Origin of the sequence: Nonomuraea sp. NPDC049725 (genome assembly GCF_040674795.1) — a bacterium.
Lineage (GTDB): Bacteria > Actinomycetota > Actinomycetes > Streptosporangiales > Streptosporangiaceae > Nonomuraea > Nonomuraea ceibae.
Genome location: NZ_JBFANJ010000001.1, coordinates 743042 through 764265, shown reverse-complemented (window position 1 = coordinate 764265; position 21224 = coordinate 743042). Strand labels below are relative to the sequence as shown.

General features: G+C 71.4%; 17 protein-coding genes. 10 read left to right on the top strand and 7 right to left on the bottom strand.

Annotation, left to right across the window (positions count from 1 at the left end; genetic code table 11):
- The first annotated feature begins 62 nt into the window (after window positions 1-62).
- The 3 genes from AB0J53_RS03990 (at window position 63) to AB0J53_RS03980 (ending at window position 2458) form a co-directional block, all read left to right on the top strand.
- The gene (locus tag AB0J53_RS03990; protein ID WP_364168403.1) at window positions 63-542 is read left to right on the top strand and encodes a tetratricopeptide repeat protein; all 480 of its coding nucleotides are present in this window, start codon (window positions 63-65) and stop codon (window positions 540-542) included.
- Between the two features lie 112 nt (window positions 543-654).
- Window positions 655-1329 (top strand): VC0807 family protein, encoded by a 675-nt coding sequence (locus AB0J53_RS03985; protein ID WP_364168401.1) that lies wholly within the window; start codon window positions 655-657, stop codon window positions 1327-1329.
- A 10-nt stretch (window positions 1330-1339) separates the two neighbouring features.
- Entirely contained in the window at window positions 1340-2458 is a 1119-nt protein-coding gene (locus tag AB0J53_RS03980; protein ID WP_364168399.1) for an SRPBCC family protein, read from the top strand.
- Between the two features lie 117 nt (window positions 2459-2575).
- Here the strand turns inward: AB0J53_RS03980 and AB0J53_RS03975 are convergent, their stop codons facing one another.
- Window positions 2576-3901, bottom strand: coding sequence for an LCP family protein (locus tag AB0J53_RS03975; RefSeq protein WP_364168397.1), 1326 nt, complete (start codon window positions 3899-3901; stop codon window positions 2576-2578).
- A gap of 206 nt (window positions 3902-4107) precedes the next feature.
- On the opposite strand from AB0J53_RS03975, the gene AB0J53_RS03970 reads away from it, so the two are divergent.
- A complete protein-coding gene (locus AB0J53_RS03970; protein WP_364168395.1) occupies window positions 4108-4785 on the top strand; it encodes a class I SAM-dependent methyltransferase in 678 nt (225 codons plus the stop codon).
- A 43-nt stretch (window positions 4786-4828) separates the two neighbouring features.
- A complete protein-coding gene (locus tag AB0J53_RS03965; protein WP_364168393.1) occupies window positions 4829-6268 on the top strand; it encodes an MFS transporter in 1440 nt (479 codons plus the stop codon).
- Here the strand turns inward: AB0J53_RS03965 and AB0J53_RS03960 are convergent.
- The gene (locus tag AB0J53_RS03960; protein ID WP_219508220.1) at window positions 6195-6803 is read right to left on the bottom strand and encodes a hypothetical protein; all 609 of its coding nucleotides are present in this window, start codon (window positions 6801-6803) and stop codon (window positions 6195-6197) included. The two genes, AB0J53_RS03965 and AB0J53_RS03960, sit on opposite strands and share 74 nt — an antisense overlap.
- Window positions 6804-6854: 51 nt before the next feature.
- Window positions 6855-7514: a hypothetical protein gene (locus tag AB0J53_RS03955; RefSeq protein WP_219508221.1), complete on the bottom strand. Its 660-nt coding sequence runs from the start codon at window positions 7512-7514 to the stop codon at window positions 6855-6857.
- A 515-nt stretch (window positions 7515-8029) separates the two neighbouring features.
- Between AB0J53_RS03955 and AB0J53_RS03950 the strand changes: the two genes are divergently transcribed.
- Entirely contained in the window at window positions 8030-9283 is a 1254-nt protein-coding gene (locus AB0J53_RS03950; protein ID WP_364168390.1) for an ATP-binding protein, read from the top strand.
- 82 nt (window positions 9284-9365) lie between these two features.
- The gene (locus AB0J53_RS03945; protein WP_364168388.1) at window positions 9366-10343 is read left to right on the top strand and encodes a serine hydrolase; all 978 of its coding nucleotides are present in this window, start codon (window positions 9366-9368) and stop codon (window positions 10341-10343) included.
- Here AB0J53_RS03945 and AB0J53_RS03940 read toward each other — a convergent pair.
- A complete protein-coding gene (locus AB0J53_RS03940) occupies window positions 10319-10750 on the bottom strand; it encodes a GNAT family N-acetyltransferase (protein WP_364168386.1) in 432 nt (143 codons plus the stop codon). The genes AB0J53_RS03945 and AB0J53_RS03940 overlap by 25 nt on opposite strands.
- 109 nt (window positions 10751-10859) lie before the next feature.
- Window positions 10860-11741, bottom strand: a complete 882-nt coding sequence (locus AB0J53_RS03935) for a LysR family transcriptional regulator (protein WP_364168384.1) — start codon at window positions 11739-11741, stop codon at window positions 10860-10862.
- A gap of 71 nt (window positions 11742-11812) precedes the next feature.
- On the opposite strand from AB0J53_RS03935, the gene AB0J53_RS03930 reads away from it, so the two are divergent.
- Window positions 11813-12691: a 4-hydroxy-tetrahydrodipicolinate synthase gene (locus AB0J53_RS03930; protein WP_364168382.1), complete on the top strand. Its 879-nt coding sequence runs from the start codon at window positions 11813-11815 to the stop codon at window positions 12689-12691.
- Here AB0J53_RS03930 and AB0J53_RS03925 read toward each other — a convergent pair.
- Window positions 12653-13798, bottom strand: a complete 1146-nt coding sequence (locus AB0J53_RS03925; RefSeq protein ID WP_364168380.1) for an FAD-dependent monooxygenase — start codon at window positions 13796-13798, stop codon at window positions 12653-12655. The genes AB0J53_RS03930 and AB0J53_RS03925 overlap by 39 nt on opposite strands.
- Window positions 13799-13882: 84 nt before the next feature.
- Between AB0J53_RS03925 and AB0J53_RS03920 the strand changes: the two genes are divergently transcribed.
- The gene (locus tag AB0J53_RS03920) at window positions 13883-14332 is read left to right on the top strand and encodes a MarR family transcriptional regulator (protein WP_364168378.1); all 450 of its coding nucleotides are present in this window, start codon (window positions 13883-13885) and stop codon (window positions 14330-14332) included.
- Window positions 14333-14482: 150 nt separating this feature from the next.
- Window positions 14483-16432, top strand: a complete 1950-nt coding sequence (locus tag AB0J53_RS03915; protein ID WP_364168376.1) for an ATP-binding cassette domain-containing protein — start codon at window positions 14483-14485, stop codon at window positions 16430-16432.
- Here AB0J53_RS03915 and AB0J53_RS03910 read toward each other — a convergent pair.
- Entirely contained in the window at window positions 16419-21221 is a 4803-nt protein-coding gene (locus AB0J53_RS03910; RefSeq protein WP_364168375.1) for a DNA repair ATPase, read from the bottom strand. The genes AB0J53_RS03915 and AB0J53_RS03910 overlap by 14 nt on opposite strands.
- Between the last annotated feature and the right edge of the window lie 3 nt (window positions 21222-21224).

Below are 21224 nucleotides of genomic sequence, written 5' to 3'. Positions count from 1 at the left end.
CTGGCGATGATTATGAAAACCGTTTCCGCTCGTACGGGTGACCATCATGCCACACTCGGTGCATGCGAAACGATGATTTGGCGATGGCCGTGCGGTTGCGTGAAGAAGGCAGGAAGGAGGAGGCCAGGACGGTGCTGCTCGCCCTGGCGGAGCAGTATCCGGACGACGCCGAGGTCGCCTGCCACACCGCCTGGGTGCACGACTCGCTCGGGCTGGAGGCCGAGGCGGTGCCCTATTACGAGCGGGCGCTGGCGGGTGATGGGCTGACGCCCGGCGACCGGCTGGGGGCCTTCACCGGCCTGGGCAGCACGTTGCGGGTGCTGGGGCGGGTGGCCGAGTCGCGGGCGCTGTTCCGGCGGGCGCTGGAGGAGTTCCCCGGAGACCCGGGGCTGCGGGTGTTCGAGGCGATGGCGCTCTACAACGCGGGGGAGTCGCGGGAGGCGGTCTCCGCGCTGCTCAAGCTGCTCGTGGAGGCCGGGCACGTGGGCGGCTACGAGCGGGCCGTCACCTATTACGCGGACAATCTGGACGAGACGGTCTAGCGCGTCAACCTAAGGATGTAGCCGGGATCAGACCCTGGGCCGATGTGACGGCAGGTGATCGCGTCGTAGCGTTGAGCTGACCAATCGGGGGATCGACTCGGGGGTGACCGCGATGACCGTGACGGCCCGGCCGGCGGCGCGTACGGCGTCCTGGCAGGTGTTGCTGGCCATCATGCTGGTGGTCTTCGTGGTGGTGCCCGTCGCGGCCTTCTACGGGCTGCGCGCCCTGGGAGTGAGCCCGTGGCTCGCTCTCATGGCCGGGGCCGTGGTGCCCGCGGCGGTGCTGGCGCACAAGGTGATCGCCGGCGGGCGGATCGACGGGCTCGACCGGTTCACGATCGCCACGCTGGCCCTGACCGGCGTCAGCTCGCTGTTCAGCGGCGATCCACGGCTGCTGCTGCTCAGGGACGCGCTCACCGGCGCCGTCGCGGGCGGCTGGGCGCTGATCACCGCGATCTCGTCCCGGCCGCTCGCCCTGGAGCTCACGCTCCAGCTCGGCGCGCCGGAGCGGGAGGCCGCCTGGCGGACCTCCCCGGCCTACCGCGGCGCCATCCGCACGATCACCGCCCTGTGGGGCGCGGGGCTGCTGCTCGACGCGGCCGTCTCGGCGGTGGTGACCTTCACGGTCCCGCCGGACCTCGTGCCGCTCGTCCGGCTGTCGGGGCTGGCCTTCGTGGCCGCCGCCGTCACCGCGGGCGTCATCCACGCGCGCCGCTACCACCGGCGCCACGGCCACCGCCTGGTGATCCCCGACAACGGCCGCATCGTGCTCGACTACCCGACCTGAGGGGGCACCCATGACGACCACCCAGCTCACCGCCGAGGTGCGACGGATCGCCGGCCTGCCGTTCGACGAGAGCGAGACGCTGCCGCCCGAGGTCTACACCTCGCCCGAGTTCCACGCCCTGGAGCTGGAGCGGATCTTCCGCAGCGACTGGCTCTGCGTCGCCCGCGCCGACCAGCTCGCCGACCCCGGCGCCTACCTGCGGCTCGACCTGCCCGGGCGGCCCCTGGTGCTCACCCGCGACGAGGACGGCACGCTGCACGCGCTCTCGCGGGTCTGCCGCCACCGGTTCATGGACATCCTGCCGCCCGAGACCACCCCGGAGCAGGGCCGGCTCAAACGCCTGACCTGCCCTTACCACACCTGGACCTACCGGCTCAACGGCGACTTCGCCGGACGGCTCGCCGGGGCGCCGCTCATGCGCGCCCCCGGCTTCGACCGCGCCGCCTGCCGCCTGGCCGCCTACCGGCTGGAGGAATGGCACGGCTTCGTCATGCTCAACCTCGACCCCGGCGCGCCGCCGCTCGCCCCCGAGCTGACCGGCCTCGACGCCGTGCTGGCCGGGTTCGACCTGGCGTCCTGGACGCACGCCGCGACCATCCGCTGGGACGACGTGCCCGCCAACTGGAAGGTCGCCCTGGAGAACGGGTCGGAGAACTACCACCACATGGGCACCCACGCCGACACGCTCGAACCCGTCGCGCCCGCCCGCGCCACCCGCGTCGACGAGTGCGACGGCCGCTGGTTCACCATGCACACCCCCGACCCGGCCGACCCCGGCACCGGGCTGACCATCGCCGGGATCTTCCCCAACACCGTCCTGGCCCTGCAATCGGGCCTCGCGGTGTGGGCCACCTGGTGGCCGACCGGGCCGGTGACGCACGACGCGGTCTTCCACGTCCTCGTCCCGCCGGGCGCCGCCGGGCAGCCGGGCTTCCCGGCCTACCTGGACTCGCTGGTCGCCGGGCTGCGGCTGATCCAGGACGAGGACCTGGTGGCCATTCACGGCGTCCAGCGCGGGCTGTCGGCCGCCCCCGACCCGCCCGCGGGCCGCTTCTCCCACCTCGAACGCCCCCTGTGGCAGTTCCAGCGCTACCTGGCTTCCCGCCTCGCCGCCGAGGCGCCGGGGTGACGGGGTGACGGTCGGGCCGGTCGTCCACGTGGGGCGGCCGCGCCGGCGCACCGGGAAGATGTGGCTCGACGGCTACCGGGACCGGCTGGGGTTCGTGACGATGCTGCTGCGGCGGGTCTAGCCGCAGGCGCTGTCCAGGGTCAGCGGGCGTTCGGGGCTCGGGCTGGCGTCGGACGACCGGTCGGGCGTGGCCCCGCGCGCGGCGGTCCCGTCGGGGGCGGTGTGGCCGGTGGCGATCGTGGGGCGCTCGGAGAGCACCTGCGAGACCTTGCGCCTGATCAGGTGCCAGTCCGGGTCACCGGTGCTGATCAGGGGCGGGACGAAGCTGAGGCTCCTGATGTGGGTGTCCTTGACCTTCTGCGACAACTCGACGAGCGCCGGGAGCACGTCCTGCGGCAGGTCGGTGGAGATGGCGCGCTTGGTGGCGGAGGCGAGGCTCTCGAAGCTGTTGAGCACGGTCACCGGGTCCGCCTGCTTGACCACGGCGTTGAGCAGGCACTTCTGGCGGCCCATGCGCACGTAGTCGTCGCTGTCGGTGCGGGAGCGGCCGTACCAGAGGGCTTCCTCGCCGCTCAGCTTGCGGGTGCCGGCGGGCAGCAGCCCTTCGCGGTGCCTGCCGTAGACGATGGGCTCCTCGACGGTGACGCGGACGCCGCCCATCGCGTCGACGATCTCGGCGAAGCCCTTCATGTCGATCATGGCGTAGTAGCTGACCGGGATGCCGAGGATGCCGCTGACGGTCTCCTTCAACAGCGCCGGGCCGCGCTTGCCGTCAGGCTGGCCGGGGACCATCTCGGGGTGGTCCTCGGCGTACTGGAAGACCTCGTTGAGCAGGCCGGGCGTGGCCGCGCCCGCGCCGGTGAAGCCGTAGGGGAACAGGTCGCGCGGCGGGCCGGCCGGCATCGGGACGTTCTGGAGGTTGCGCGGGAGGCCGAACAGGGTGGTGGCGCCGGTCGCGGTGTCGACGCTGGCCACGGTCATGCTGTCGGTGCGGACGCCGGGCCGGTTGGGCGCGGAGTCGGCGCCGATGAGCAGGAAGTTGACGCGCTGGGCGCCGTTCCACGGGTCCTGGGCGACGACGGGCGAGGAGTTGCCGGCGAACAGGGTGTGGACGACGTCGCGCGACAGGTAGGCCAGGCGGGCGGCGTACGCGGTGGGGGCCAGGACGAGCGCGCACAGGGCGATGGTCAGGCCGGCGGTGAGGCCGCGGGCGACCGCGTGCGAGGAGGTGGGCCGGACCAGCAGGTACGACCAGATGATCACGGTGGTCCAGGCGACGGCGAGGACGGCGAGGGCGAGCGCGAGCACGGTGATCCAGCGCGGCTGCACGGCGAGCGACAGCAGGCGGGCGCTGAACGCGGTCAGCACCGTGAGGATGAAGCCCAGCATCAGGACATATATGGACATGAGCAGGATGCCGGTCTTGTGGCGGTGTGTTGCCATGTGTGCCACGCCCCACAGCAGGGCCGAGCCCAACGTGAGCACGATGCTCGCTCCGGGCCCGAAACCGCGTTCCTTACCTGTCATGCCTGGTCAAACCCCCGCTTCTGGCCAATCCCTCCCACGTTAGTGACGCTTTGCCGTTGTATGACCTGCCCTCAGGGAAGGGGCGTGCCAATATCCGGTCAAGAGATTCTTTGAGTTATAACGTGATTGTGCGTGGAAACTACGGGTTCGACGCGGCTTGGGCTCTGGCAGGGCTCGTCGCGGGAGGCGCGCTGCTGGCCGCCCTCGCGGCGCTCGCGTACGCCAACGACGTCCCCGAGGCGGGCGTCGCCTTCGTGTTCGGCGCCTGCTACACGCTGGCCAGCGCGGGCAGCTACTTCTACACCGCGCGGCGCGGCAGGTTCGCCGTGTGGGAGCGCGAGCTGGCGCGGCTCAAGGGGGACGAGGAGCTGCTCGACCTGGGGACGGGCCGCGGCGCCGTGCTCATGACCGCGGCCAGGCTGCTGGAGGGCGGACGGGCCACCGGCGTCGTCTGGCACGCGCGGGGCGAGGCCGCCGTACGCGCGAACGCCGAGGCCGAAGGCGTCGCCGACCGGGTCGAGGTGGTCACCGGCGACCCCGGCGAACTGCCGTGCCCCGACGAGTCGTACGACGTGGTGGTGTCGAGCCGGCCGACGCGCGAGCTGACGATCCAGGAGGCGTACCGGGTGCTGCGGCCCGGCGGGCTGCTGCTCGTCGCCGACGTCAAGCACACGCAGGCGTACGAGGCCACGCTGCGCGAGCTCGGCGTCACCGACGTGCGCAGGCGCGACCTGGGCGCGCGCTTCTGGTACGGCGGGCCGTGGGCAGCGACGTGGCTGCTGGAGGCGCGTAAGCCGTAACCGCCGGGTTTGCCGTTCGCCACGCGGGTATCGACGTGACCTTATGAGCGACGTGGAGATCGGCACGATCAGCACGAAAGTGCCCGCCCGGCTGGATCGGCTCCCCTGGTCGCGCTGGCACTGGATGATCGTGATCGGTCTCGGCACCGTCTGGATCCTCGACGGCCTAGAGGTCACGATCGTCGGCAACCTGTCCGCCCAGCTCGCCAAGCCGGGCAGCGGCCTGGACATCACCCAGCAGCAGGTGGCCGGCATCGCCGCCGCGCTCTACGTGGCCGGGGCCTGCTCGGGGGCGCTGTTCTTCGGCTGGCTGACGGACAGGTTCGGCAGGAAGAAGCTGTTCATCATCACGCTGATCGTCTACCTCGTGGCGACGCTGATGACGGCGTTCTCGTTCAGCGCATGGTGGTTCTTCCTGTTCAGGTTCCTCACCGGGTTCGGCATCGGCGGGGAGTACGCGGCCATCAACTCGGCCATCGACGAGCTCATCCCCAGCAGGCATCGGGGGCGCATCGACATCCTCATCAACGGCAGCTACTGGCTCGGCGCGGCCGGCGGCGCGCTGCTGACCGTGCCGCTGCTGAACGACCTGCCCGTCAACATCGGCTGGCGGGTGGCGTTCGGGCTCGGCGTGGTGCTGGGCCTGGCGATCCTGCTCGTACGCAGGCACGTGCCGGAGAGCCCGCGCTGGATGTTCATCCACGGGCGTGAACAGGAGGCCGAGGCGATCGTCGACGACATCGAGCGGCAGGTCGGCGGGCACCTGCCGGAGCCCGCGCAGTCGATGACGATCCACCAGCGCAAGTCGATCGGGTTCGTCCGGATCGCGCACACGATGGTGGCCCTCTATCCGAAGCGCACCGTGCTGGGTCTTTCGCTCTTCATCGGGCAGGCGTTCCTCTACAACGCGATCACCTTCGGGTACGCGCAGATCCTGTCGACGTTCTACGGCATCGACACCCACACGGGCTACTACTTCGCGGTCATCGCGGTCGGCAACTTCCTCGGGCCGCTGCTGCTCGGGCCGCTGTTCGACACCGTGGGACGGGTGCCGATGATCTCGGCCACCTACGTCGGCTCAGGGCTGCTGCTGCTCGGCACCGCGTGGCTGTTCAACGAGGGAGTGCTCACCGCCGTCACGCTGACGGCGTGCTGGTCCGTGGTGCTGTTCGTGGCCTCGGCCGGAGCCAGCTCCGCCTACCTGACGGTCAGCGAGATCTTCCCGATGGAGACCAGGGCCATGGCCATCGCGTTCTTCTTCGCCATCGGCACCGCCGCCGGAGGCATCGCCGGCCCGCTGATCTTCGCCGAGCTGGTCTCCAGCGGCGCCCCCGGCGACACGGCGCTCGCCTTCGCCATCGGCGCGACGTTGATGATCCTGGCCGGCGTGGTCGAGCTGATCTTCGGCATCAAGGCCGAACGTCGCGGCCTGGAGGACATCGCGGCCCCGCTCTCAGCGGCCTCGACAGGCAAGGACGCATGACGCGCAGCACCTGCGTGCTGTCGGCCAGGTAGAGGTGCGGCACGTCCACGAACACCCGCATCGGGCCCAGCGTCAGCCCCAGCTCGTGCGCCATCCCCGCCTGCACCTCGGCGAGCGGCAGGTAGTTCAGGTAGCTGGTGAAGGCGTTCTGCGAGCGGAACGTCGCCGTCATCACCAGCGCGCCCTCCCTGATCCGGAACGCCAGCCCGATCAGGCACGGCACGCAGTCGTACGGCTCGCCCGGCACCGTGAGCGAGATCCACGCGCTCTTGCTGTACGGCTTGACGCGCAGCAGATCGGCGGCCCAGCGCAACTGCCCCTTGATCCGGGCGCCATAGCTGTACTTGAACGGCGCCACCACCGTGTCCTGGCTGAACTTCCTGCCGTACAGCGCCAGCCGCTCGGCGTCACCGTAGCGCTCCACGATCGGGTCGTCCCGGCGCACCTCGGCGATCTCGAACAGCACCGACGGCCCCTCCATCACCGGGCCCCGGTCGTCGTCGGCCAGCGCCCCCTCCGTCCACACATGGCGCATCAACCAGATCCACGCCTCCCCACATGACGCCCACTCCGCAGGATCGGGCATTCAGGTCTCCAGATTCGGGAACTCGTACGGGTTACGGGGGAGCCGGCGCCGCCGCGACACGTTGCACCGCACGTAATAGACCGAGTAGTGCACCAGCGCCACCATCAGGACGCCGAACAGCAGCAGCAGCGCGTTCGGCTCCTGCCTGGCCAGGCCGGTCACGCCGACCGTCAGGTAGGCGGAGTTCACCAGCGACAGCACCATGACGTTCACGCCCGGCCAGGCCAGCGGCGCGTACGTCTCGGGGAAGCGCGGGTCGACCGGCAGGTTCGGCGACCAGCCGAGGTCCGCCGCCAGGCGGGTCGCGTACAGGAGCCGGAAGTTGTTGATCGCGCGGGCCGTCCTGGCGTGCGCGTTGACCGCCTCGATCAGCCGCAGGAACGGCAGCACCGCCAGCACCCCGAACGCCACCACCAGCGCGAACAGGTACCACGGCACGCTCTGCCAGGCGGTCAGGCTCTCCGGGTCGACGACCTTGGCGCTGGTGAGCGCGATCGCCGCCAGGAACGGTCCAGACAGCAGGCTCATCGCGAGCCTGGTCATCTTCAGGCGCTCTTCCTTGGCGGCGAGATGGACCGCGTAGATCCCGGTGAAATCGGCCGTGGCCAACTGGAGGAACTGGGCCGGGCCGAGCCCGTCGGCCGGGGGTGGTTTCCGCATGAGCGTGCTCCCGCATTCTCCCTTAACCCCAGTATGAGCACACTCTTTGGGAAATGACGGGGATTCTTACCATTGGTACCAACAAATCGTCAGGAAGTCGCCTTCGCAGCGGTGACCAGCCCCGGCAGTGCCCCACCGTGTCGCTCGTCCCCGTCGGCAAAGGGCTCGCCCGTCAGGCGCTTCGCGCCCTCACCCGCTCGGCGCGCTTCCCGGGGCTTTCGGCCCCTCCATGAGGCGAGGGCAAGCCCTCGCGCTCCGCCGCCCGTTACGCGGTCGGGTGGTGGGGGTGGTTGGGGCCGATACCGGAGCGGCAGGACGACCACGCGGGGTGCGGCAGAACGCCCACAGGGGGTGCGGCAGAACGCCCACGGAGCGTGCGGCAGAACGCCCACGGAGGGTGCGGCAGGACGACCACGGAGGGTGCGGCAGATCGCCCACAGGTACAGCGGCAGAACGACCACACACCATGCGGCAGAACGACCACATCCCCTTCTACCAGTGATAACGTCTGAGTCATGGTCGACGGCAATCTCTATGGCAGACGCGCGCACGGCATGGCTCTGGAAGCCCTCGCCGACACTCGGGTAGTCGTGGTCAATGGCGCCCGCCAGGTCGGCAAGAGCACCCTGGCGCACTCGATCCTGGGCAGGACGCCCGGGGCCAAGGAGTTGTACCTCGACGATCCGGCGGTGCTCGACGCGGCACATGAAGACCCGGTCGGGTTCGTCCAGCACGACGGCCTGCTGCTGATCGATGAGATCCAGCGGGCACCCGGACTGCTGCTCCCGATCAAACGTGAGGTGGACCGGGACCCCCGCCCTGGACGCTTTCTCCTGACGGGCTCGGCGCGCCTGCTCGACCTGCGCGACCTTCCCGACGCCCTGCCCGGACGGACGGAGACGATCGAGTTGTGGCCGCTGTCCCAGGGCGAGATCGACTCGGCTCCGGACGGTTTCGTCGACGCCGTCTTCCGCAGAGGCGCGGATGTCGACGTCAAGGCTGAACTCAGCAAACACGACTATGTGGCGCGGGCACTTCGTGGCGGCTATCCGGAGGCGGTTCGGCGTGACCCGGGCCGCCGCCGTGCTCGTTTCTTCGATTCCTATGTCTCCGATCTCATCACTCGTGACGTGCGCCAGGTGACGGACATCGAACGGCCGGCTGAAATGCGGAGGCTGCTTAGCGTGGTCGCCGCGCGTATGGGCAATCTGGCGGTGGCTCAGGCTCTCGGCAATGACGCGGGAATGCCCCGCGTGACGTTGTCGCGCTATCTGGATCTCCTGGAGCTGGTGTTCGTCATCAAAAGAATTCCGGCCTGGTCCTCCAACCTCACGACGCGTGCGGTTGGCACGCCGAAACTGCTGGTCGTGGACTCTGGCCTGGGAGCGCGGCTGGTCGGGATCTCGCCCGAGCGCGCGATGGACGTGACGAGTCCCGTGGGGCCGCTCGTGGAGAATTTCGCGCTCGGGGAGATCGCTCGCCAGCTCACGTGGGCCGATGAGCCGGTGCAGCTTTTTCATTACCGCAATCGGGACAAGGTGGAAGTGGACGCCGTGCTCGAACACGCGTCCGGCGACATCGTGGGCGTTGAGATCAAGGCGGCCGAAACCGTGCGCGGCGACGATTTCCGCGGCCTTCGCCACCTGCAGAGCCGGCTCGGGAACCGTTTCATCGCGGGGTTCGTGCTCTATGCCGGGCAGGAGTCGCTGTCCTTCGGGGCCGGACTCAAGGCGCTTCCGCTGGCCGCGCTCTGGCGGCTCGAAGCGTGACTCCCGGGGGCGCCGGGCCCGCGAAATTGACTCTCACACCGTGTGATGCCCTATGCCAGGATGTGCCGAATCCTGGGAGGTCATGATGGCAATCGAAGAGCGCGTCGAGGCCGTGCTGCGGGCGGGCGAGGCGCCGAACCTGCACGGGCTGGTCGTCCGGCGGCACGGTGAGGTGCTGGTGGAGCACTACGGGGCGGGGGAGGACTACCGGCTCGGTGAGGCGCTCGGGCATGTGACGTTCGATGCCGCGACGCTGCACGACGTCCGGTCCGTGAGCAAGAGCGTGGTCGCCCTGCTGTACGGGATCGCGTTGAAGGACGGGCTGGTGCCGGTGCCGGGGGCCGGGCTGGTGGCGCAGTTCCCGGAATATCCGGACCTGGTCGCCGATCAGTCCCGGGCGCATCTCACGATCGAGCATGCCCTGACCATGACGCTCGGCCTCGACTGGGACGAGAGCGTCCCGTACACGAGCACCGCCAACAGCGAGCTCGCCATGGAGGAGTCGCCCGACCGCTACCGCTACGTCCTGGAACGTCCCGTCGTCGAGGAGGCCGGGAAGCGGTGGTCGTACTGCGGGGGCGGCACGACGCTGGTCGGCGGGATCATCGCGCGGGGCGCCGGGCGGTCGCTGGCCGAGTATGCGCGTGAGGTGCTGTTCGAGCCGCTCGGGGTCGGCGCGTTCGAGTGGACGACCGGCGACGACGGGGTGCCGCTGGCTCCGGCGGGGCTGCGGCTCAGGCCGCGCGACCTGGCGACGATCGGGGAGATGGTGCTGGACGGCGGCCGCGGCATCGTGCCGGCCGAATGGCTCGACGAGATGCTGCGACCCCGCGTGGAGATCGGGGCGAACTTCGCGTACGGCTATCACTGGTACATCGACACCGGCGAACCGCGCAAGATCGGCGCGCACGGCAACGGCGGGCAGCGGCTGTTCCTGGACCCGTCGCAGGGGCTGGTGGTGGCCGTGACGGCGGGCGACTACAACGACTTCGGGCAGCCCAGCACCACGGCCGTCATGAAGGCGATCGAGCAGGATCAGGAGCGCAGGTCGAGCCGGTAGACGACCGAGTCGCGGGGGTGAAAGCCGGCGCGCTGGTAGAGCCGGTTCGCCGCCTCGCGGGCGGGCCGGGACGTCAGGTCGACCGTACGGGCCCCTGCCTCCCTGGCCAGCTCGACCGCGCGGCTGACCAGCGCCGCCGCGACGCCTCGCCCGCGCGCCTCCTCGTCGACCACCACGTCCTCGATCCGCGCCCGCATCCCGGTCGGCAGCGGCACCGCGCACAGGGTGAGCGTCCCGGCGATCCGGCCGTCGACGCGGGCGACGAGCACGGTGGTGGTGTCGCTGCGCAGGAGCCGCGTCAGGCTCTCGTGATCCAGTGCCTCGGCCGACGACGAGAGCTGCGGCAGCAACCGGCCGAACGCCGCCAGCACCTCGTCACTGGACTCTCGCAAGATCTCGACGGTCATGCGCCGACCATATCCTCGGCGCTCCGCCGGGCCGCTCAGCCGACGCCATCCAGAGGGGAGGGACGGTCTGGCCTCCGGAAAGTCGATTTCATCTTAGTAAGAAGCAATCTTACTTAGATGGATCCGACTTAACCTCGCCGATCGCCGTGTGGAAGGCCGTGAGGGCGGCTCGGATGGCCGGGTGGTCGCCGTGTCCGCGTCTGAAGGCGGCCAGGGTGCGGCGGCTGAGGGGGAGCGGGGTGAGGGTGACGCCGGGCGGTGGCGACAGGGCGGCCAGGCGCGGGACCAGCGCGACGCCCGCGCCCGCGGCGGCGAAGGCGAGGACGGTGTCGAAGTCGTCGATGCAGTGCCGGACGAGGGGTTCGAAGCCGGCGGCCTGGCAGGCCCGGATGGTCATGGTGTGGCAGAGGGTGCCGGGTTTGCCGACGATCCACGGGTCGCCGGAGGCGTCGGCGATCGCGGTGCGGTTCGTCAGGTACATCGGCTCGCTGAACAGCGGCTCGGTCTCCAGCGACGTGTCGGTGACGGGCGGGACGAAGTCGTACTCGTGGACCAGCGCCACGTCCAGCTCGCCGGCGCGCAGGGCGGCGGAGACGTCGGCGGGGTCGATCTCGGAGATCATCGGGATGACGGCGGGGTGCGCGCCGGTGAGCGCGGCGAGCGCGGGCGGGAGCAGGACGCGGGCGGCGGTGGGGAAGGCGCCGATGCGCAGCGGGCCGGCGGGGCCGCCGCGGACGGCGGCGAGCGCGGCGGAGGCGCGTTCGAGCTGTTCGAGCACGGCCTGGGCGTGCTCGACGAGGAGGTGTCCGGCGGGGGTCAGCGTGACGGTGCGGCCGGTGCGGCGCAGGAGCGGCACGCCCGCCTCCCGTTCCAGGGCGCTGAGCTGCTGGGAGACGGCCGACGGGGTGAACGCGACGGCCTCGGCGACGGCGGCGATGGTGCCGCGCCGGGACAGTTCGCGTAGAAGGTGCAGCTTGCGAGGGTCGAGCATAAGACCAGCTTACGGTGGACGTCACGAATCGTCGCTGGACCTACCGAATGCCCAGGGGCCAAGCTCGAAGCATGCTGAGTGGAATCCATGTGCCGCTGATCACGCCGTTCGACGAGACGGGGGCGGTGGCGTACGACGCGGTCGAGAAGCTGGCCGGGCACGTGCTCGACCAGGGGGCGGCCGGGCTGGTGGCGCTGGGGACGACCGCCGAGGTGGCGGCGCTCGACGCCGACGAGCGGGCCGGGGTGATCGAGGTGTGCGCGCGGATCTGCGGCGAGCGCGGGGTGCCCCTGACCGTGGGCGTCACGGGCAACGACACGCGATCCGTCGCGCGGGCGCTGAGCGAGCTGCCCGACGGGGTCGCCGCGGCGCTGGTCACGGTGCCGTACTTCCTGCGGCCGGCGGAGCGCGGGGTGATCGCGCACTTCGAGGCGCTGGCCGAAGGGACGCCGGTGCCGCTGGTGATCTACCACATTCCCTATCGGACCGGGCAGGCGGTGAGCGCGGCCACGCTGCGGCGCCTGGGCGCGCACCCGATGGTCGCCGGCGTGAAGTACGCGGCCGGGGGGATCGACCAGGACGCGGTCGACCTGCTCGGCGACCTGCCCGACGGGTTCGCGGTGCTGGGCGGCGACGACGCGTTCGTCTCGCCGCTGCTGGCGCTGGGCGCGGCGGGCGGCATCCTGGCCTCCGCGCACCTGGTGACCGACCGGTTCGCCGAGCTGGTCGCCGCCTGGCACGCCGGGGACGTGCCCCGGGCCAGGGCGCTCGGGCACCGGCTGGCCACGATCTCGGCCGCGCTGTTCGCCGAGCCGAACCCCACGGTCATCAAGGGCGTCCTGCACGCCCGGGGCCTCATCCCGACCCCGGACGTGCGGCTGCCGCTGCTGCCCGCGAGCGCCGCGGCCGTCTCACAGGCTGACCTGGTGGCGGTACATCCAGGCCAGTGACTCCTGGCTGGCGCTCTTCTTCAGGAAGAACGGCATCAGCGCGTCGCGGAACACCCGCGCCACCGGCCCGGCCGCCTTGCTGTTGCTGATCGTCTTCGCGTACGCCACCACGCGCTCGACCCGGCCGCGCCGCTCGGCCTCGAACCGGCGGAACGCGGCCTCGTGGCCGGCCTCGTCGCGCAGGCAGCGGGCCAGCACGACGGCGTCCTCGACGGCCAGCGAGGCGCCCTGGCCGGAGCTGGGCGAGGTGGCGTGCGCGGCGTCGCCGGTCAGCACGACCCTGCCCCGGTGCCAGACCGGCACGGGCGGCAGGTCGTGGATGGGCAGCATCGGCCCGATCTCGGCGCGCCGGACCAGCTCGGCCGAGAAGTTCGCGTCGTCCTTGAACGCCTCGACCAGAACCGGCCGCCAGTCGTCCGGCACGTCGCCGAGCGCGCGCGGCAAGTTCGCGAACCACCACGTCTCACCCGATTCGGCCACCGAGTAGCCGAAGAACGCCCGCTTCCCGAACACCATGTGGTAGACGCCCGGTTCGCCGGTGAAGTCCTGGTCGTGGATGATCCCGCCGCCGCTGTAGAGCCCGGCGTAGCGCGGGGCGGGCGCCTGCGGGTCGAGCAGGTGCCGGGTGCGCGACCGTACGCCGTCGGCGGCGATCAGCAGGTCACCCGTCGCCCGCGTCCCGTCCTCGAACGTGGCCGTCACCTGGTCGCCGGTGTCGTCGAAGGACACCATGCGCTTGCCGTACGAGACCCGCACGCCACGGCGGGCGGCCCCGTCGCGCATGATCCGGTAGAGGTCGGAGCGCAGGATCGTGTGGCTGACCGTGCCGTCGTCCAGGGCGAGCCCGTTGGCCACCGTGCCTAGGCGCTTGCCGGTGCCGCTCCACATGACCATGGCCGGCGTGGGGATGCCGGCCGCCATGACCTCGCGGTGCAGGCCCAGCGAGCGCAGCGCGTCCAGGCCGTTGGACGCCAGGTTGAGGAACGAGCCGACGCCCTGCGCGGTGTCGCCGTACGCCTCGTAGATCTCCGCCTCGATGCCCACCTCGTGCAGTGCCATCGCCAGCGCGGGGCCGCCGATGCCGCAGCCTATGACCAGAGCCTTCATCGTGATAACCTTTCGTTCGGCTGAACGAAATATATGACGATGGAGGTGCCGATGTCCAGAGATATTTCGGAACACCGAAAGAAATTGCTCGACGCCCTGTCCGACGCTGGACGGGCCAACAGCAACGCCGCCGTGATGTACCACACCGCCATGGGCGAGCGGATGGGCCTGGGGATGAGCGAGGAGAAGACGCTCGACCTGCTGCAACGCCTTGGGCCGCTGACCGCGGGGGAGATCGCGCAGCACACCGGGCTGGCCCCCGCCTCGGTCAGCGGGCTCATCGACCGGCTGGAGGCCAAGTGGCTCGTCCGGCGCGTCCGCCACCCCAAGGACCGCCGGCGCGTCATCGTCGAGGTCAACTACGAGCGGATCGCCGGGTTCGGGGAGCTGTTCGAGCCGCTGGTGACCGGGCTGACCGAGCTCTACGCGGGCTACTCCGACGAGGAGGTGGAGGTGATCGTCGACTTCCTCCAGCGCGCCACCGCCATCCAGGTCGCGGCCACGGCGAAGCTGACGGAGGGGAAAGGGCCTTGACTTATCCCGATTTATCGCCTTAGATCATCGCCCTATGGGTTACTGCTTCCTGTGATGTTCGCGCCGGGCGCCCCCGCGTAGAGCCGTACCGCTCCGCCACGCGCCCGCTCTGCCGTCATGTTCGCGCGAAAAACAGGAGCTGGTGCTTCCTTGCGTACCCAACTTTCCCTCTCCCAGGTCACCAAGCGTTACGACGACCGCGTCGTGCTCGACCGCGTGTCGTTCACCGTCAAGCCCGGCGAGAAGACCGGCGTCATCGGCGAGAACGGCTCCGGCAAGTCCACGCTGCTCAAACTCCTCGCCGGAGCCGAGCGGCCCGACAACGGCGACCTCACCGTCGCCGCGCCCGGCGGCGTCGGCTACCTGCCCCAGGCGCTCGAACTGCCGCCCGGCGCCACCGTCGGCGACGCCGTCGACCACGCCCTCGCCGACCTGCGCGACCTCGAAACCCGCATGCGCGCCGCCGAGCAGACGCTCACCGAGGACACCCTGGACGCGTACGCCGCCCTCGTCGAACGCTTCGAAGCGCGCGGCGGCTACGAGGCCGACGCCCGGGTCGACGCCGCCCTGCACGGCCTCGGCCTGCCCGGGCTCCCCCGCGACCGGCCCGTCGCCACCCTCTCCGGCGGCGAACGCTCCCGGCTCGCCCTCGCCGCCACGCTCGCCTCCGCGCCCGAACTGCTGCTGCTCGACGAACCCACCAACGACCTCGACGACCAGGCCGTCGCCTGGCTCGAACAGCACCTGCGCGCGCACCGGGGCACCGTCGTGGCCATCACCCACGACCGGGTCTTCCTCGACCGGGTCACCACCAGCATCCTGGAGGTCGACCACGGCGCCGTCCGCCGCTACGGCAACGGCTACGGCGGCTACCTCGCCGCCAAGGCCGCCGAACGGGCCGCCCAGGCGCTCGCGCACGAGGAGTGGAAAGCCGAGCTCGCCCGGCACGCCGGCCTCGTCACCGCCAACGCCGGCCGGCTCGCCGCCATCCCGCGCAAGGTCGCCAAGGCCGGCATGGGCACCGGCGCCTGGCGCGCCCGCTCCCGCACCCACGGCGCCGCCGGGCGCATCCGCCAGTCCCACCAACGCGCCGCCTGGCTCCGCGCCCACCCCGTCCCCCCACCCCCGCCCCGCCTCCACTTCACCACCCCGCCCCTCCTGACCACCCCCCACCCTCCGGGCCCGCCAACGCCCCCCACGGCCTGGCCCTCACCCCCGGAGACGCCTCCCTCGGACGGCGCGCTTCCCCTGGAGGGCGCCTCCCAGGAGTGGACCCCACCTCTGGAGCAGGCCCCCCTTCCGGAGGGGGCGCGTTCCCAGGAAGGGGCGACGTCCTCGAAGGTGGCGCTCTCTGCGGAGGGTGCGGCCCCTTCAGGGGCCAAGGGCCCTCAGGAGACGGTTCCGTCGGAGGCGGCGGGGCCGGGGGAGGGGCTGCTCCCCTCGGAGAAGGCGCGCCTCTCGGAGGGGGTACGCCCGGCGCAACGGACCGCCTCGCCGGAGGCCGCAGGTGGGCCCGGGGAACGCTCCGGGCGGTCGGAGGTCGTGGTGGAGGCGAGTGACCTCGTGGTACGGGGTCGGCTGCGGTTGGCGGGGCTGTGCGTACGCCAAGGGGAGCGGCTGCTGGTCACGGGCCCGAACGGGGCGGGCAAGAGCACGCTGATGCAGGTGCTGGCCGGGGAGCTGACCCACGACGGGGGGACGGTGCGGCGGCCGGCCAGGGTCGGGTACCTGCGGCAGGACCAGGCCCCGGCTGCCGGGGACCTGACGCTGCTGCGGGCGTTCGCCGAGGGCCGGACGGGTGACCTGGAGGAGCACGCGGAGACGCTGCTGGCGCTGGGCCTGTTCCGGCCGCGGGACCTGCTGCTGCGGATGGGCGAGCTGTCGTACGGGCAGCGGCGCCGGGTGGAGCTGGCCCGGCTGGTGACGAGCCCGGCGGACCTGCTGCTGCTGGACGAGCCGACGAACCACCTGTCGCCGCTGCTGGTGGAGGAGCTGGAGGAGGCGCTGGCCGGGTATGGCGGCGCGCTGGTGGTCGTGACGCATGACCGGCGTATGCGCGCCGCCTTCACGGGTTCGCGGCTGGAGCTCAGGTCTCCCTGATCGCCGAGCCGACTTCGCGGACGCGGTCGGCGAGGAGGCCGAGGGCGCCGACGGCCCGGGTCATCGGGTCGTCGCCGCTGCCGCCGAGCGCCTTGGCGCGCACGTACGCGGCTTTGATCTCGGCCCAGCGGGCGGCCTGGGCGGGGGTGAGGCGGCCGCGGAGTTCGGCGAGTTTGAGCAGGTTGGCCTCGGCGTCGGAGGTGAGGGTCTGGGCCTCGCCGAGGTAGTGGTCGTCGAGCACGGCTTCGAGCTCGTCGTCGTTCATGGCGGGGACGATGCGTTCGGCGAGCTTGTTCATGTTGCGGTAGGAGCCTTGGAGCCGGTAGGGCGGTTCGGTGCGGGCGGCGTCGGACTGGGCGGCGGAGGCGATGTAGGCGCGGTTGTTGGCCAGCACCACCTCCTGGACGCGCAGGAGCTTGCGCAGCACGCTGAGCACCTGGTCGAGCTCGGGCTTGGTGTAGGGGTGCTTGAGCTGGTCGGGGCGCACGCCCTGGTCGCCGCGGGCGAGCCGGACGAGGAGTTCGACGTCGGAGCGGTCGCGGGCGGACAGGGGGGCGAGGACGGCGTTGGAGGTGAGCGCGTTGTCGATGAAGCTGAGCGCGAACAGCTCTTCGCGTCCGGAGAGCACGTCGCCGAGGTTCCACACGTCGGCCCGGTTGGCGAGCATGTCGGGGATGCGGAAGCGCTGCCCGGACTCGGTGTACGGGTTGCCGGCCATGCACACGGCGAACCGCTTGCCGCGCAGGTCGTAGGTGCGGGTGCGCCCGTTCCAGACGCCTTCGATGCGGCGTTGGGCGTCGCAGAGCGAGATGAACTTCTGGAGCAGTTCGGGCGAGGTGTGCTGGATGTCGTCCAGGTAGAGCAGGGTGTTGTTGCCCGTCTCCAGCGCGAACGAGATCTTCTCCACTTCCTGCCTGGCGGTGGCGTCGGGCGCTTCGGCGGGGTCGAGCGAGGTGACGCGGTGGCCCAGGGCGGGCCCGTTCACCTTGACGAACACGAGCCCGAGCCGGCTGGCGACGTACTCCATGAGCGTCGTCTTGCCATAGCCGGGCGGTGAGATGAGCAGCAGGAGCCCCATCTGGTCGGTCCGTTTGCCCGCGCCCGCCGCGCCGAGCTGCTTGGCCAGGTTGTCGCCGATGAGCGGCAGGTAGACCTCGTCGAGCAGCCGGTTGCGCACGAAGGCGCTCATCACCTTGGGCTTGTACTCCTCCAGCCGGAGCCGGCGGCGTTCGGCGTCGACGAGCTCGCCGCGGCGCTTCTGGTAGGCGCGGAATGCGGGGACGCGTTCGGTGGCGAACCGCCGGGTCCTGGCCAGCGTCTCGTCGAGGCGGATCTCCAGTGTGCGGCCGGTGATGCGGGTGTGGGCGCCGAGGAGCCCGTCGGCGGTGGCGGTGACGGCGGCGCCGGAGTCGTGCCGGGGCAGGTCGCAGAGCTGCACGGCGACGGCTTCGGTCAGCTCGGGCCCCTGGTCGAAGGCGCCGAGCCAGGCGCGGGCGAGCTGCACCCGTTCGGGCAGCGGGACGGCCTTCAGGTCCTGTTCGAACTCGCGGGTGCGGCCGGGCCCGAGCGCCTGGTGGAACCCGGCGACGAGGTCGCGCGCCGCCTTGCTGGTCACGAACCCGGCGGGCTGCCCGGCCAGCTCCTCGACCAGGTATTCGCCGGCCAGGTCGCCCGCGTCCCAGGCCCCGGCGGTCGCCAGGAAGGCGGAGATGAGCGCGCCCAGCTCGGCGGCCAGTGCCGACAGCGCCGGGGTGGGGCCGAAGACGTCGCGGGCGCGCACCAGCGACACGGCCCGGGTGGTCAATGTTTTACGTGAAACCTCGTCGATCCCGTGCGCCCAGAAGAGCTGCGCCCCGGCCCGCGCCTCGGGCGGGTAGCGCAGCAGCCCGGCGCCGTCGCGGAGCCGGACGAGCACGTCGAGGATGGCCGCGGCGTCGTGGTCGTGGACGCCGCGCTCGTACCCCTCGTCGTAGCGGTCCTGGGCGGCCTGCCGTACGAGGGCCTGGAGGTCGGCGCCAGGCACGGCGGCGTCGAGGAGTGAGGCGGCGAGGTGTTCGGCGCGGTAGACCTCGGGGGTCTCGGAGACCAGGAGCTGGTCCCAGAACGGCCGGGTGTCGGCGAACGAGGCGGGGACGGGGGCGCGGTAGTCGGTGCCGGTGATGGCGAAGTGCATCTCGGAGCCGTGCGGCACCAGCGTGAGGTCGATGGGCTGGGTGTTGACGGCGAAGCGGTGGTGGCCGAGCCGGATGGTGTCGCCGCCGTCGGTGAACAGGTCGAGCCGGTCCCGCAGTGCCCGTCCGGCCTCCTGCTGTGCCGCCTTGACCCGGCCGTCCAGCTCCTCGGCGCGTACGGCGTCGCCCAGCTCGCGCAGTTCGGCGGCGACCGAGCGGAGCTTGGTGATCATGGGGTCGGTGGCGAAGTAGGTGTTGACCTCGTCGAGCGTGCCGAGGCCGCCGAGCCGCCGGGTGACGCCGGTCAGGATGCGTTCGGCGGAGGCGAACAGCCGGTCGGCGCGCCGGGCCAGCGCGTCGAGCTGTGACTGCTTGCGGGAGGAGAACGCCTCGTAGACGTCGTCGCGCTTGGCGGCGAGCTGGGCGGCGAAGTCGTCGAACTCGCCGAACCGCGACTCCAGGTTCTCCACCTGGATCATCAGCCGGCCGAGCTGTTCGTCGCAGCTCTCGGGGCTGTCGGCGACGGCGAGCGCGCCGGTGATGGCCTGCCCGAGCAGCGCGAACTCGGCGGCGAACGCGGCGCGGCCCTCGCTGCCGAGCAGTTCGCGCCGCCGTCCGTCGAGCACGGCCCGCGCCCGGTTGACCCCGCCGAGCACCTCGGCGATGCGGCCCAGGATGGCGGTGCGGACGGTGGCGTCGGCGATGTCGAGCGAGCCGACGACCTCGGTGACGACCTCCAGCCCTTCGGCCTGCGTCGACAGCCGGTCGGCGACGGGCTCGGCCTCGGCGGCGGTGGTGATCGCGCCGGCCTGGACAGCCAGCTCCTCGACGGCGGCGTGGTAGCCGGTGAACGCGTCGGCGCCCTCCAGGAACGCCACCGCGCGCCGGCCCGCCGCGTCCAGCTCGGCGCGCACCTCGGTGGCCAGCTCGTCCAGCCGGGCCAGGTCGACGTAACGCACCTCGCGCAGCGTCACCAGGTGGCCCTGGGCGCGGCGGAGGGTGGCCAGCAGCGTCACCCAGGCGTCGGCGGTCGCGGGCGTGTCGCCGCGCGAGCGCCGGACGAGCTGGGTGACCTCGTCCTCGGCCTCTTCGAGGGTCCGCGCGGCCTGCCGGGTGAGCTGCTCGACGTTCTCGTACTCGTCGAGGACCTGTTCGGCGGTGGCGCGGACGTCGCCGAGCGGGCCGTCCAAGCCCTGCTCGCCGAGCCAGTGGTAGCTGTCGAAGGCGCGCGTGCAGGCGGCGATCAGCGCCTCGAACGTGGCCGCCGACGGCGCCATCTCCTCGATCATCCGGGCGACCGACAGGCAGTCGGAGATGCCGCGCACCAGCTCGGCGTTGCCGATCCGCTCCAGCGGCCCGGTGCCGGCGGGCTGCGCCGCCGCGTAGGTGTCGGAGACGTACGGCGTCTGCCACACCTGCATGGGGTGGACCCGCGTCGGCTCCTCGGAGGTGGCGCGGAAGACCACCATCGTGCCGTCGTCGAACAGCGAGTAGCCGTGACACACGATGGGGTTGGCCACCTCCTTCCTGATCACGTTGTACGGCAGCAGCAGCGAGCGGCCGTCGCCCCTGGCGTGGAAGACGTAGAGCACGTCCTCGCCGTTGGGGGAGCGCACCACCCGCTCGAACTCCAGGTCGGTCACGTCGGTGTCGAACGTCTTGCTGACGCCGGTGGCCAGGTAGTAGCCGCCGGGGAAGATCAGGCCCTGGTCCTCGGGCAGCCGCTGGCAGGCCTGGCCGATGCCGTCGAGCCTGGTCACGGCCTTGGTGCGGGTGTTGAAGACGAGGTGGCGCCAGGCGGTCTCCTTGTACGGCCTGATCCGCATGAGGATGAGCGGGCCGACGCGGGCGTGCTCGACGTCGGCGTCGGCCAGGCTCTGCAACTGCTCGGTGACGGGCTCGGCGTAGATGCCCTCGCCGGACTCCGTGTTGTTCTCGATCTTGATGGTGAGGTCGCCGCCGACGGTCTCGACGAACACCTCGCCCTGCACGGAGATGTGCGGGTGGCGGCCGAGGACGTGGTCGTCGCGGGTGGTGGGCGTCCACTCGAAGTCGTGGGAGGGCGGGAAGATGTGGTCCCGCTCCCCCCGATTGTCCTGATATTTCGGGACCCCGGTGGGCGTGACCGTCCAGCGCAGCACCCGGATGTCCGCCGGCCCCGTCCTGAACACGGCCAGCAGCTTGCCCTCCACCCGCCTGAGCTGCGCCAGCCGGGTCTCCTTGTAGTAGCGGTAGAGCTCGGCGAAGTCCTTCCTGAACGCCTCGTCGTCCAGCGTCTCCAGCTTGTCCTGGTCGAAGCGGAACGCGTCCCCGTCACGGGTGAACCGGTGCACCGCGAACACGTCCGACACCGCGGTCTCCGGCTTGAGCCCGATGAACACGTTGTAGCCGAACAGCATCACCCCGCCCAGGGAGACGATGTCCCTGGGCACGCAGTTGTTCTCGGTGCGGATCCGCTCGGTGCCCAGCAGCCGCAGCTCGGCCCCGCCGAACACCTCCAGCCGCTGGGCGTTGACCGACTCGGCCGCCTTCGTCAGCGCCTTGGCCTGGGCTCCGAGCCGGTTCCTGAGCACCTCGTAGGTGCCGGCCTCCAGATCGGGCCGGACGTCCTCGGCCACGCG